The sequence below is a fragment of the Mycobacterium decipiens genome (genome assembly GCF_963853665.1).
Taxonomy (GTDB): Bacteria; Actinomycetota; Actinomycetes; order Mycobacteriales; family Mycobacteriaceae; genus Mycobacterium; species Mycobacterium decipiens.
Window position 1 is genome coordinate 4,006,773 of sequence record NZ_OY970459.1, and the last position, 12,899, is coordinate 4,019,671.

The 12,899-nt window shown below is 66.3% G+C and carries 13 protein-coding genes; 3 read left to right on the plus strand and 10 right to left on the minus strand.

The genetic code is table 11. The features are described 5' to 3' along the window. Window positions 1–54 precede the first annotated feature (54 nt). The 5 genes from narI to AADZ55_RS17645 form a co-directional block, all read right to left on the minus strand. Complete coding sequence (narI, locus tag AADZ55_RS17625; protein ID WP_085325704.1) at window positions 55–795, minus strand: respiratory nitrate reductase subunit gamma; 741 nt, start codon at window positions 793–795, stop codon at window positions 55–57. Window positions 796–797: 2 nt separating this feature from the next. Beyond that, window positions 798–1,475, minus strand: a complete 678-nt coding sequence (narJ, locus tag AADZ55_RS17630) for a nitrate reductase molybdenum cofactor assembly chaperone (RefSeq protein WP_207569108.1) — start codon at window positions 1,473–1,475, stop codon at window positions 798–800. After that, window positions 1,472–3,139 (minus strand): nitrate reductase subunit beta, encoded by a 1,668-nt coding sequence (narH, locus tag AADZ55_RS17635; RefSeq protein ID WP_085325703.1) that lies wholly within the window; start codon window positions 3,137–3,139, stop codon window positions 1,472–1,474. Before narH ends, narJ begins: the two co-directional genes overlap by 4 nt. Before the next feature lie 38 nt (window positions 3,140–3,177). Next, window positions 3,178–6,885 (minus strand): nitrate reductase subunit alpha, encoded by a 3,708-nt coding sequence (locus tag AADZ55_RS17640; RefSeq protein ID WP_085325742.1) that lies wholly within the window; start codon window positions 6,883–6,885, stop codon window positions 3,178–3,180. Between the two features lie 285 nt (window positions 6,886–7,170). Next, the gene (locus tag AADZ55_RS17645) at window positions 7,171–7,563 is read right to left on the minus strand and encodes a (deoxy)nucleoside triphosphate pyrophosphohydrolase (RefSeq protein ID WP_085325702.1); all 393 of its coding nucleotides are present in this window, start codon (window positions 7,561–7,563) and stop codon (window positions 7,171–7,173) included. A 26-nt stretch (window positions 7,564–7,589) separates the two neighbouring features. Here AADZ55_RS17645 and AADZ55_RS17650 point away from each other — a divergent pair, with 26 nt between their 5' ends. Next, window positions 7,590–7,874, plus strand: a complete 285-nt coding sequence (locus AADZ55_RS17650; protein WP_085325701.1) for a 4a-hydroxytetrahydrobiopterin dehydratase — start codon at window positions 7,590–7,592, stop codon at window positions 7,872–7,874. Here AADZ55_RS17650 and AADZ55_RS17655 read toward each other — a convergent pair whose 3' ends face one another. Further along, window positions 7,875–9,194, minus strand: coding sequence for a mannosyltransferase (locus tag AADZ55_RS17655; RefSeq protein WP_085325741.1), 1,320 nt, complete (start codon window positions 9,192–9,194; stop codon window positions 7,875–7,877). A gap of 119 nt (window positions 9,195–9,313) precedes the next feature. Here AADZ55_RS17655 and AADZ55_RS17660 point away from each other — a divergent pair, with 119 nt between their 5' ends. Further along, the gene (locus tag AADZ55_RS17660; protein WP_085325700.1) at window positions 9,314–10,081 is read left to right on the plus strand and encodes a hypothetical protein; all 768 of its coding nucleotides are present in this window, start codon (window positions 9,314–9,316) and stop codon (window positions 10,079–10,081) included. Then, on the plus strand, window positions 10,047–11,135 hold the full coding sequence (locus AADZ55_RS17665) for a hypothetical protein (RefSeq protein ID WP_085325699.1): 1,089 nt from the start codon (window positions 10,047–10,049) through the stop codon (window positions 11,133–11,135). The genes AADZ55_RS17660 and AADZ55_RS17665 overlap by 35 nt, the downstream gene beginning before the upstream one ends. 19 nt (window positions 11,136–11,154) lie before the next feature. On the opposite strand, the gene AADZ55_RS17670 is transcribed toward AADZ55_RS17665, so the two are convergent. The 4 genes from AADZ55_RS17670 to AADZ55_RS17685 all read right to left on the minus strand — a co-directional run bounded on the left by AADZ55_RS17670 (window position 11,155) and on the right by AADZ55_RS17685 (window position 12,844). Next, window positions 11,155–11,301, minus strand: coding sequence for a DUF1059 domain-containing protein (locus tag AADZ55_RS17670; protein ID WP_085325698.1), 147 nt, complete (start codon window positions 11,299–11,301; stop codon window positions 11,155–11,157). Next, complete coding sequence (locus AADZ55_RS17675) at window positions 11,298–11,885, minus strand: HhH-GPD-type base excision DNA repair protein (protein WP_085325697.1); 588 nt, start codon at window positions 11,883–11,885, stop codon at window positions 11,298–11,300. Before AADZ55_RS17675 ends, AADZ55_RS17670 begins: the two co-directional genes overlap by 4 nt. Before the next feature lie 122 nt (window positions 11,886–12,007). Further along, window positions 12,008–12,196, minus strand: coding sequence for a DUF5302 domain-containing protein (locus AADZ55_RS17680; RefSeq protein WP_085325696.1), 189 nt, complete (start codon window positions 12,194–12,196; stop codon window positions 12,008–12,010). A gap of 204 nt (window positions 12,197–12,400) precedes the next feature. Then, entirely contained in the window at window positions 12,401–12,844 is a 444-nt protein-coding gene (locus AADZ55_RS17685; protein ID WP_085325695.1) for a PPOX class F420-dependent oxidoreductase, read from the minus strand. Between the last annotated feature and the right edge of the window lie 55 nt (window positions 12,845–12,899).

Below are 12,899 nucleotides of genomic sequence, written 5' to 3' on the forward strand. Positions count from 1 at the left end.
TGATTGTGGCAGCGGGGGCCTCACAATGGCGAACTGAGCAGCTTGTTGGGCCTCTTACCAGCCGCGGCGGCGCGGCGCTGAACCGATCAGCTCGTGTCTAGCCGCCACCTCGCGGCTGCGGTAGACGATGTAGGGCCGAAACAGATAGGCGACGGGCGCGCTGAACGCGTGTACCAATCGGGTAAACGGCCAGAGGGCAAACAGTGCGAGCGCGATCAGCGCGTGCACCTGGTAATACAGTGGCGCCTGCGCCATCAGATCCCCACGCGGCGCCAGCATCCAGATCGACCGGAACCAGACCGACACCGATTTCCGGTAGTCGTGTATGTCGCCTTCGTGCGTGCCGCCCATCAGCGTGCAGGCCAGACCGGCCACGATCGCGCACACCAGCACCAGGTACATCAGCTTGTCGTTACGGGTAGTGGCCAACCACACCGGTGTCTGGGTGCGCCGCCGATAGATCAGCAATCCGATACCGATCAGGGTGGCGAATCCGGCGGGCGCGCCGAGCAATAGCGCCTGCAGGTGGTACAGGTGATCGCTCATTCCGAACGCCTTGGTCCAGGATTCGGGAATGAACAAGCCCATGACGTGGCCCATGATCACCAGCAGGCTGCCGAAATGGAACATCGGGCTGCCGATCGACAGCAGCCGTGACTCATAGAGCTGCGACGAGCGGGAAGTCCAGCCGAACTTGTCGTGGCGATACCGCCACCAGGTGCCGACCACCGCGATCGCCAGAACGACGTAAGGCGCGTCGTCCCAGAAGATCTCAACCAGGTTCAGGTCGGCCAACGTCAGCCTGCCTCACTGCGCTTGGGCGGGACCGTCAAGGTAAACGGTTGCAGGCCAACGGCTTCCGCTGGCGGCCCGGCTTCCAGAAGATGGCCGGCCTGGCGCTTCGCACGACGCGCTTCCTGGTCGGAGGCAACCGGCAGCGTCGCGCAGACCGCGGCCACGGTGTGCTCATAGGGTGACTGGGCATCGGCCAGGGCCGCGCGCAACACGTCGATCGGAACACGGTGCTTGCTCAGCAGCCGGCGTCCGGCCGCGGGGTCGACGGTGGCGGCGAACTCGAGCACGACGGGCAGGTGATCGGGCGCCTCGTCGCGCGGTGGCTCGGCGCCGGCGTCCCGATAGGCGGTGGCGAACGCCAGCATCTCCCGGCCGCGATTGCGGGTGTCCCCGGCGGTCCAGTACGTCAGATACATCGTGGATCGGCGTCGCATGTCGAAGGTTTCGACGTACCGGGTCGCCGCAGCCATCGCCGGCATTGCCCGCAGTGCCGCGACCGTTTGTCCGAGCAGCGCCGCCGCCGGCCCGGTTAGGTGGGCCCGCAGCGCATCGACGGTGTCCAGCCGCTCGGCCAGCCCATCATCCGGATAGGCCAGCAGCAGCGAGGCCGACTGCCACACCAGCCGGTCCTGCATCATCGGTGCGCTGGAACGGTGCAGGACACGGGACAGCAACTTCATCGCTGCACCGCTTCGGGGCTGCGGCCGGACTCCGGGAATAGTCCGTCCGGCGCACCATTGCCATCCCAGTTGAGCAGGTTCACCCTGGATCGGCCGTCCGCCTCCCGCCCACCTGCCTGCCGGTGCTGCAGGGCGTGGAAGCTTTCCACGGCGATCGGCACCGGAACACCGCTGCCGTGGCCGACGGGACCGGACTCATACATGCCCGGTCCGCCATCGACCGACAACGAGCACCCCATCTCGTCGGTCATCGCCGCGGCGGGCAGATCCGCCGCGTACGATGTCGGAATGACGTAGCGGTCTTCGTATTTCGCCACAGCCAACAGTCGGTACATCTGGTAGATCTGTTCTTCGGTCATCCCGACGGCGTGCGGGATGTGCGGCTGGGTTTCGCGGCCCAGGTTGATATCGCGCATGTAGGACCGCATCGCCGCCAGCCGCCGCAGCACGCCGGCGACCACCTCGGTGTCGCCCGCGGTGAACAGCTCGGCCAGGTAGGCGATCGGGATGCGCAGCGCCTCGAGCGCGCCGAACAGGTTGCCCAGCTCCTCCCCGTCGTGCCCGTCGTGGCTGACCGCGTCCACCACCGGTGACAGCGGCGGGATGTACCAAACCATCGGCATGGTGCGGTATTCCGGGTGCAGGGGCAACGCCACCCGGTAGGTGCTGATCAGCGCGTACACCGGCGACCGTTGTGCCGCCTCGATCCACTCCTCGGCGATGCCTTCCGCTCGTGCGCCGGCGATCACCGCTGGGTCGTTGGGATCCAACAGGATCCGGCGCTGTGCCTCGTACAGGTCGGTGTCGTTCTCCACCGACGCGGCCTCAAGCACCCGGTCGACGTCGTAGAGCACCAGCCCGAGGTAGCGCAGCCGCCCCACACACGTTTCCGAGCACACCGTCGGTAGCCCTACCTCGATGCGCGGATAGCACAGCGTGCACTTCTCGGCCTTGCCGGTCTTGTGGTTGAAATACACTTTCTTGTAAGGACATCCGGACACACACATCCGCCAGCCGCGGCAGCGGTCCTGGTCGACGAGCACGATGCCGTCCTCGGTGCGCTTGTACATCGCCCCGGACGGGCAGGACGCCACGCACGACGGGTTCAGGCAGTGCTCGCAAATCCGCGGCAGGTAGAACATGAAGGTCTCTTCGAGCTTCAGCTTGACCTCGTCACTGACCTTCTTCAGGACCGGGTCGTTCGGCACGATCTCCGGCGATCCGGCCAGGTTGTCGTCCCAGTTCGATCCCCACGACACCTTCATCGGCTTGCCGCTGATCAGGCTTCGCGGCGCCGCCGTCGGAAAGGTGTCACCCGCCGGCGCCGATGTCAGGTTTTCGTAGTCATAGGTCCACGGCTCGTAGTAGTCGTCGATGGTGGGCAGCTTCGGGTTGGCGAAGATACGCAGCAGCTTGTGGACACGGCCGCCGTCGCGCAGCCGCAGCCGGCCCTTCTTGTCGCGCACCCATCCCCCGCGCCACCGTTGCTGATCCTCGTAGGTGCGGGGATAGCCCACACCCGGACGGGTTTCGACATTGTTGAACCACACGTACTCGGTGCCGTCGCGATTGGTCCAGGCCTGCTTGCAGGTCACCGAGCAGGTATGGCAGCCAATGCATTTATCGAGGTTCATCACCATCGCCATCTGCGCCATGACCTTCATCGTCTCGCTCCGCAAGCGTCGCTCGGGCCCTTCATTGATCAGTACCGCACTTCCTGGCTGCGCCGCCGCACCACGGTCACCTCGTCGCGCTGGTTGCCGGTCGGGCCGAGGTAGTTGAACGCGAACGCGTGCTGGCCGTAGCCACCGGCCAGGTGGCTGGGCTTGATGCGCACCCGGGTCAGCGCGTTGTGGTTGCCACCGCGTTTACCGTTGGTCTCGGTACGCGGTGTGTCGACGGTGCGCTCCTGCACGTGGTAGACGAACACCACACCGTCGGGCATTCGGTGCGAGACGATCGCCCGGCACACATAGACGCCGTTGGCATTGACCGCTTCTACCCAATCGTTATCGTGCACTTTAATTTTCGCTGCATCGCCAGGGCTCATCCACATCGTCGGTCCGCCACGGGACAGGGACAGCATGTATAGGTTGTCCTGGTATGTGGAGTGGAACGACCACTTGGAGTGCGGCGTCAGGTAGCGCACGGTGAGCCCGACGCCGTCGGAATCATCCAGGGTGGAGCCGAGTTCCGGCTGGTTGAACAGCCGCGCCATATCCAGCGGCGGCCGATAGACGGGCAACTGTTCGCCGAGCTCCTCAACCCAGTCGTGGGCCAGGTAGAAGTGCATTCGCCCGGTCAGCGTGTGGAACGGCTTGAGGTGCTCGATGTTGATCGTGAACGGGGCGTAGCGGCGGCCACCGGTCTCGCTGCCGGACCACTCCGGGCTGGTGATCACCGGGACCGGCCGCGCCTGGGTATCGGCGTAGGTGATACGGCGTTCCTCGCTGCCCTCTGCCAGGTGGGCCAGCCGCTGCCCGGTGCGCTTCTCCAGCTCGAGGAATCCTTCGACGGCGAGCCGCCCGTTGCATGTCCCCGACAGGGTCAGTATCACGTCGGCCATCCTCCGAGCCGTGGTGATGGCCGGACGGCCTACCGCCACACCGGAATTCATCACGCCGAACGTTGCGGCCAATTCACTGACTTCCCGGAAGGGATGGACGGTGTATCCCTTGGTGGTCACCCCGAACTGGTCGATGAGCGGTCCGAGGGTCAACCATTTGTCGTAGATTGCGGTGTAGTCCCGCTCTACCACGGTGAGCTTGCTCATCGTCCGGCCCGGTACCGGGACTTCCCCGTTCTGAAGCCAATCATGTTGGGTGCCGTCGGGATATGCCATGGCATCCGGAGTGTCATGCTGCAGCGCGGTCAGCACGACATCGGTGCGGGTATCCAGATGCCCCTTTGCCAGCGCACTGAAGGCACGCGCGATGGCGCCGAATGCGTCGAAGTCCGAACGGGTTTCCCAAGGCGGGTCAATCGCCGGACTGAACGAATGCACATAGGGGTGCATGTCGGTGCTGGACAGGTCGGCCTTCTCGTACCAGGTCGCGGCGGGCAGCACGACATCCGACACCAGCGTCGTCGACGTCATCCGGAAGTCGATCGACATCATCAGATCGAGTTTTCCTTCCGGAATCTCTCTGTCCCACACCACATCCCGGGGATGTACGCCGTCGGCGGGCGGGTCGGCCTGTACGTTGGAGTCGGTGCCCAGCAGATGCCGCAGGAAATACTCGCCACCCTTGCCCGACGAGCCGATCAGGTTCGCCCGCCAAACGGTGAGCACCCGTGGCCAGTTGACCGGATCGTCCGGATCGGTTATCGCGAGCTTCAGCTTGCGCTGGGCGAGTTGTTCGGTGACGTAATTGCCGATGTCGCGGCCCGCGGCCTGCGCCTCGTCGGCGACGTCGAGGCTGGACCGATCGAACTGCGGATAGAAGGGGCTCCAGCCCATCGCCGTGGCCGAGGTGAGCAGGTCCATGGTGTGCTTGCCGGTGAATCTGCCGCGGCCCACCGGGCTGGCCAGCTTGTCTGCCCCATATCCGTCGTAACGCCACTGGTCGGTGTGCGTGTACCAGTACGACGCGCCGGGCACCTGACGAGGTGGCCGCGACCAGTCGGTGGCCATCGCCATCGTCTGCCATCCCGTCAGCGGACGCACCTTCTCCTGGCCGACATAGTGAGCCCATCCGCCACCGTTGCGTCCCATCGAGCCGGTCAACAGCAGCAGCGCCAGCACCGAGCGGTACATAACGTCACTGTGGAACCAGTGACAGATGCCACCGCCCATGATGATCATCGAGCGCCCGCCGGATTCCTCTGCGTTGCGGGCGAACTCCCTGGCGACCCGGATCGCCTGCGCGGCCGGCACCCCGGTGATCGGCTCCTGCCAGGCCGGCGTGTTCTGCCGGGCGGCGTCGTCGTAACCGGTCGGCCATTCGCCGGGCAGCCCCGGGCGCGCCACCCCGTAGTGGGCCAGCATCAGGTCGAACACCGTGCACACCAGATGGTCGCCCACCCGGCGCACCGGGACCCCGCGCGACACCGTCTCACCATGGCCATCGACGGTGTCGAAACTGGGCAGCGCAACCAGTTCGGCACCGCGATCACCGTGGACAGCGTTGTCCATCTCCACGCTTAGCGCCGGCACCACCGAGCCCAGGTCCAGGTTCCACTTTCCGACGCCGTCTTCACCGAAACGGAACCCCAGTGAACCCTGCGGGACGACGACGGTGTCGGTGACCTCATCCAACAGCGCGGGTTTGAACGCTGCGTTCTCGATTTCTTCACCAATGTCGGCCGCGGTCAAGAACTTTCCGGGCACCAGCATGTCGCCGCGCCGTTCCAGCTTGATCAGAAACGGTAGGTCGGTGTAGCGGCGGGCATAGTCGGCGAAGAATCCGACCTGGTTACGTATGTAACATTCCGAGAGAATCACGTGGCCCATCGCCATCGCGAGCGCGGTGTCGGTACCCGCGGCGCAGCGCACCCACTCGTCGGCGAACTTGGTGTTGTCGGCGTAGTCGGGACTGACGACAACAACTTTGGCGCCGCGATAGCGGGCCTCCGCCATCCAGTGCGCGTCAGGGGTTCGAGTGATCGGAACGTTGGAGCCCCACATGACCAGATACGACGCGTCCCACCAGTCGCCGGATTCCGGCACATCGGTCTGGTCGCCGAACACCTGCGGCGAGGCCACCGGCAGGTCGGCGTACCAGTCGTAGAACGACGTCATCACGCCGCCGATCAGCTCGACGAACCGGGACCCCGCGGCATGGCTGACCATTGACATCGCCGGGATCGGCGAGAAGCCGGCAACCCGGTCCGGGCCGTATGTCTTGATGGTGTGCACGTGGGCCGCGGCTACCATCTCGCTGGCCTCGGCCCAGCTCACCCGGACCAGCCCGCCCTTGCCGCGGGCTTGCTGATAGCGGCGGCGGCGCACCGGATCCGCCTGGATGTCGGCCCACGCCAGCACCGGGTCACCCAGGCGGGCCTTGGCTTCCCGGTACATCGCAACCAGCACGCCCCGGGCGTAGGGATAGCGCACCCGGGTGGGCGAGTAGCTGTACCACGAGAACGAGGCACCGCGGGGACAACCTCGCGGCTCGTATTCGGGCCGGTCCGGGCCCACCGAGGGGTAGTCGGTCTGCTGGGTTTCCCAGGTGATGATCCCGTCTTTCACGTAGATCTTCCATGAGCAGGATCCGGTGCAGTTGACTCCGTGCGTGGAGCGGACCACCTTGTCGTGACTCCACCGGTCGCGGTAGAAGACGTCACCTTCGCGACCGCCGCGCCGGGTTACGGTGCGCAGGTCGGCCGAGGGCTCTCCCGGAGTGAAGAAGCGCCCGCTGCGCCCCAACAGCTCCTCGAGCGGTCCACCGACATGAGGTGTGGCAGTCAAAGAATGACCCTCCTCGTCATCAGCGGTGTGGGGCAGGGCTGTCGGCACTCGACCGCATTCGCAGGACGTTGCGAACCGGGCCATCACGCCGCTTTGGGCCCGTCGCTCCCCGGTCGGCTTGGCCGGGGATCCCTTTCGTCAAGCTGCCGCCACGGGTCCAGACAACCACCGTGGTCGCTACGGGTATGCAAACCCAAGTTAACGTTATGTCACGTTGTTCTAACCAAGTTGACGGCGGCGTTGTGGCTTTTTCGCAACGAAACCGTGGACGTCTTCGACAAGACCTCAGAGGGTTCGCGCCAGGTCTACAAGCCAGCCTCGGTCGGCCGGCACCCAGTCGACATCGTGCAGTTCGGCCGCCGTCACCCAGCGCAGCGCCCGGTGGTCATGGGCATGCGGTTCGCCGCGAAGCAGACGCACCCAATACGCCCGCAGCGTCGTCGTGTCATTCAGTGCGATATCGCCGCCAAGGCGCTCGCCCACCGCGAGGTCGGCCACCCCGAGCCCCAGTTCTTCGGCGAGCTCGCGGGCCAGTGCGGCGCGCTCGGTTTCGCCAGCGGCAACCTTACCGCCGGGAAGTTCCCAGCGGCCCGCCAACTCCGGTGGCCGAACGCGTTGCGCCACCAAGACCGTGGAGCCGCAGACGATGGCTCCGGCAACCACGATCTGGTTCGGCATGAGCTGTGACGGTATACCGTCGAGGTATGGCTGTGTTAACGGATGAGCAAGTAGACGCCGCACTGCCCGACCTGCACGGCTGGGAGCGCGCCGATGGTGTCCTACGCAGGTCGATCAAGTTTCCGACGTTTATGGCCGGTATCGACGCCGTGCGCCGGGTGGCCGAGCGCGCCGAGCAGGTAGATCATCACCCGGATATCGATATCCGTTGGCGAACAGTAACTTTCGCGCTGGTTACGCATGCCGTGGGTGGTATCACAGAAAACGACATCGCGATGGCGCGCGATATCAACGGAATGTTTGCGACCTGATCAGCTGTGCGTCTGGATCGAATTCGCGCGTGATGCTCGACGCGAGGCGGCGATCCAGCCCAAGGTCGCCAGCGTCGCTACTGCGTAGACCAGCCCGGCCCAGGCCAGATACCAGGGCCGGTGAATCTGCCAGATGCTCGGCTGGGCAAAGCTCAGCAACCAAGGCACGCCGATGATGGTCAGCGTCAACCAGCCCCAGCCCAAGACCCGGGCGCCCGCGCGTTCGCGCAGTGGCCCGTCGATCAGCCAGATCATCAGCGGCACCAGCCACACCCAGTGGTGCGTCCAGGAGATCGGCGAGAGCAGCAGGCCGAACAACTCGACCACCAGTAGCTTGCCCAGCCGATCGGACCTGTCGAGCGCCCGCCAGGCCAGGACGGCCACCACCGCGGTGATGGCGATCGCGGCCAGCACCAGCGGACCGAAACCGGCGTCGTGGCCGAGGATCCGCGAAATCGCGCCGCGCCAGGATTGATTGAACGAGGTGCCGATGGGCCCAACCCGGCCAGCGTCGCCCACCAGGTCGGTGAAGTAGTGGCGGGCCTCATCACCGACGACCAGTAGCGACACGCCGACGGTGGCAAGGAACACGACCACTGAGAATGCGGCGGCACGCAACCGCCGAACGCCGACGAGGTAGACGGCGGTGATCGCCGGCGTCAACTTGACACCCGTGGCCACCCCGACCAGCAGGCCCGATAGCCACCACCGCGTGGTGTAGGCGGCCCAAAGCGCCGCCAACATCAGCAGCACGTTGATCTGCCCGTAGTCGAAGGTGCTGCGCAGCGGCTCGATCCAGATGGCGATCGCCGTCCACACCATTGCGGCGTAATGACCAGTGCCAGGGGCAACCCCCATCAGGCGTTGGCTGATCCGAACCGCGCCGTACAGCGCGGCCATCGTCGCGACCTGCCACAGAAGAGCGACCAGGCCGAACGGCACCAGATGCATGGGGTAGAAGACGACCGCCGCGAACGGAGGGTAGGTGAACGGCAACGGGAAGTCTGGTGTCTGGTCCGCGTAGACGTAGCTGTACAGCGCGCCGGGATGGTCGAGGGACGCCGCTCCGCTCACGTAAACGTGCAGGTCGACGAAGTTTGCGCCGTTGGGCGCCAGGTATGTCCAGGCGAGTCTCGCACCAACGCTGAGGATTAGCAGCAGCAGCGCCGCGCGTGACTCCCGTGCCTCCGGCCAGATCGCGCGCCGCCGGGTGATGGTTGCCGCCGGGGCGGCCGAAGTGATGTCTATCTGCCCGACTTTAGCGACCACGGAGCGCACCGAGCCCGTCGATCGCGTTGTGGGCCCGTCACCCGGCCCCACGGTCACCACAACCACTCGTATCCATAACGATCGAGTAAATGCCACACGTGTCACTTGAGTCACATCCGTACCGCGATAGCTTCAGCGCGGGACCTGTCATCGCTACCTCAGGGAGAGTCATGCCAACCATCTGGACCTACGTACGGGCCGCCGCTGTCTTGGTCGGTTCGTCCGCCGCACTACTGACGGGCGGTATCGCCCACGCAGATCCGGCGCCGGCGCCGGCACCCGTGCCCAACATTCCGCAGCAGCTGATCAGTTCGGCGGCCAACGCGCCCCAGATTCTGCAGAACCTCGCGACCGCCCTCGGCGCGACCCCGCCGCTGGGCACCCCGCGAGCTCCAGAACCCGCTCCCGGGCTGACCGCTACCCTGCCCGGACTGACTCCGACCGCACCGGCGGCAGCCGCCACCGCGCCGGCGACGGCTCCATCCATTCCCGGCGTGAACGCCCCCATCCCGGGACTGACCCCAACCGCACCGGCGGCAGCCGCCACCGCGCCGGCGACGGCTCCATCCATTCCCGGCGTGAACGCCCCCATCCCGGGACTGACCCCAACCGCACCGGCGGCAGCCGCCACCGCGCCGGCGACGGCTCCATCCATTCCCGGCGTCAACACCCCGATCCCGGGGATTGCCGCGCCGGCAGCCGTCGCAGCTCCGGCGGCGGCCGCTGTCCCCGGCGTGCCGTCGGCGAAGCTCGATCTGCCGCAGTTGCCGTATCTTCCTCTACAAGTGCCGCAACAGATTTCGTTGCCAGCCGACCTGCCGGCGCTCGCGTCGGGGGTCATCCCGGGAGCGCCCCTGGCGGCGACTCCGCTAGCTCCTGGGGCAGCGGTGCCAGCGCTACCGCCTGGTCCGCCGTCGTTGCTCGCCGCACTGCCCTGAGCCGTCTGCGAGACGGCTGACCACCACCGAACACCGGGAGAACACCACCGTGGCAAGCACTTGGAGTCTGCCCAAAGGTTTGGCCGCTGTCGTCATCACATCGGCTGCCGCGTTCGCGCTTTGTCCGAACGCGGCAGCCGACCCGGCGACGCCGCAGCCCAACCCCACCCAACAGCTACCGGGCTTGCCGGCGTTAGCCCAGTTCAGTCCGATAATCCAGCAGGCGGCAATGAACCCCGCGCAGGCGGCACAGCTGCTGATGGCCGCGGCGTCCGCGTTCTCGGGTAATCCGGCCGTGCCCACCGAGTCCAAGAACGTCGCTTCCTCGGTGAACCAGTTCGTGGCCGAGCCGACCAATCCCACTCCCGGATCTCCGGCGTTGGGCGTGCCGGCCCCGAATGGCGTCACCGCGCCCGAAGCCTCCCCGGTGCCGCATGTACCGGCGCTGGGTGTGGAGCCCGGCACGCAGGCTCATCTGCCGACCGGCATCGATCCGGCCCACGCCGCGGGCCCCGCGCCCGCAGCTACCCCGCCGGTCGCCGTGCCGGCACCTGGGGTAGCCCAACCGGTTGCCGCACCAGCTCCGGCACCGGCGCCACCTGCGCCGGCCGCCGCACCGGCTCCAGCCCCGGGATTCGGCGCCGACGCTCCGCCCACCCAGGACTTCATGTACCCCTCGATCGGCACCAATTGCCTGACGGACGGCAGCAACTCCATCGCGACCGCACTGTCGGTAGCGGGGCCGGCCAAGATCCCGCTGCCCGGTCCCGGACCCGGCCAGACCGCCTACGTGTTTACCGCTGTGGGCACCCCGGGACCCGCCGACGTGCAGAGGTTGCCATTGAACGTCACTTGGGTGAACCTGACCACCGGCAAGTCCGGCAGCGCCACCCTCAAACCGCACCCCGACATCAACCCGGAGGGGCCGACCACGTTGACCGTCATCGCCGACACCGGTTCGGGCAGCATCATTTCCACGATCTTCGGTCAGGTCACCACCAAGGATCGGCAGTGCCAGTTCATGCCCACGATTGGCTCAACGGTGGTGCCGTAGCACCAGCGGCGACGGCCAATCAGTACGCCATGAACAATATGGAGTCGCGGTCGTACTCCAGGCCCGGATGAACGCTGGCAAGGTGGGCCTGGGTCAGCTCGACCAACTCGTCCTCGTCCTTGCCGGTGATGGCTTCGCCGCACGGACACGTGATGTGTGTCTTCACGTTGCCGCCTTTCCTGTCGCCTTGGCTGCTGCTTTCATCTGCTTCTTGTGCGACCGCACCTGCCCAAGCGACCGGGCGTCGACGATATCGGCGACGGATATGTACGTCCCCGGCTGGCCGAACTCCCCGGCCGCCGCCTGCCAACCCTTCGGCGTCACGCCGTACTGCTTGCCAAGCAACGCCAGAAAGATCCGGGCCTTTTGCTCACCGAAGCCGGGCAGCCCCTTGAGTCGTCGCAGCAACTCGGTCCCGTCGGGTTCACCGGCGGTCCACAATGCGGCCGCATCCCCGTCGTAGCTGTCCACGATGATCTGCGCAAGCGCCTGGATGCGCTTGGCCATCGACCCCGGAAAGCGGTGTATGGCAGGCTTTTCCGAGCACAGCGCGGCGAACTTATCCGGGTCGTAGTCGGCTATCTCACCGGCGTCGAAGCCACCCATCCGATCGGCGATCTTCTTTGGTCCGGCGAAAGCGGTCTCCATTGGCACCTGCTGATCGAGCAACATGCCCACCAGCAACGCGAATGGGTTGGCGTCCAGCAGCGCATCGGCGGCCGGATCTTGGACAAGCTGCAGGTTCGGCACTCACCCAGTGTAGAGCGGTGACCGCAACGCAACCGCTATGGCCGATGCTGTTGACCGGTGCGCCCGGGACGGCTGGGTAGGCATCCGGCTCGGATGCGTCTCCAGCGGCAACCCGAACGGGCTTAACCGCTCTTGCGGCGGAACTCCCGACGGTTCGCTACCGGACCGTGTGCCCGCGACTGTTTGCCGCCGCTGTCCTTGTGATCGGATCCGCTCGACGACTGCGCCATCTTGCGGTCGAGGGCTTCCCGGAACTTGCGTTTGGTCTCGTCCTCCGAGCTGGACTCTTGCGGGGACGTCGATTCACCCATACCGGTAGCCTAGCCCCGGCGACGATGCGGGCCGCAGGACGCGGCCCGCCGAGGAGCGGGGCAATCCAACCTAGCCCCGGCGACGATGCGGGCCGCAGGACGCGGCCCGCCGAGGAGCGGGGCAATCCAACCTAGCCCCGGCGACGATGCGGGCCGCAGGACGCGGCCCGCCGAGGAGCGGGGCAATCCAACCCAGCCCCGGGGTTACCGCATGCCCGGGGGCAGCCCATACACGTGCGAGATCGGCAGCGTCAGCAACACTCGCCGATCGGTGACCATCGCCTGCCGGTAGTCGTCCCAATCCGGGTGCTCGCCAGCGATGTTGCGATACAAGGCGATTAGCCCCTCCACGGTGCCGTCATCCGCCGCTGCCGCCGGAGGTGTCAGTTGCGCGGTGCCCTCAGCAACGGCGTATGACCATCCGTCGTCGGCGTCGACCAGGATCGAAGCCCGCGGGTCGCGGCGCAGGTTGCGGGTCTTCGCCCGCGGCTCGGTGATCGATACCTGTATCACCAGATTGCGCGGGTCGAAGTGATACTGCACGTTCGACAGCTGGGGACGCCCGTCCTGCTTGATGGTGGCCAGCACCCCGATGGAGTTCCCACTGATTACGGCCAGCAGCTTGTCGTCGAAGACTTGGCGTCCCATGCCAAAAGCCTACGTCCCCATTGCGTCATTCTTCGGCGCCCTGCTGGAATCGGAG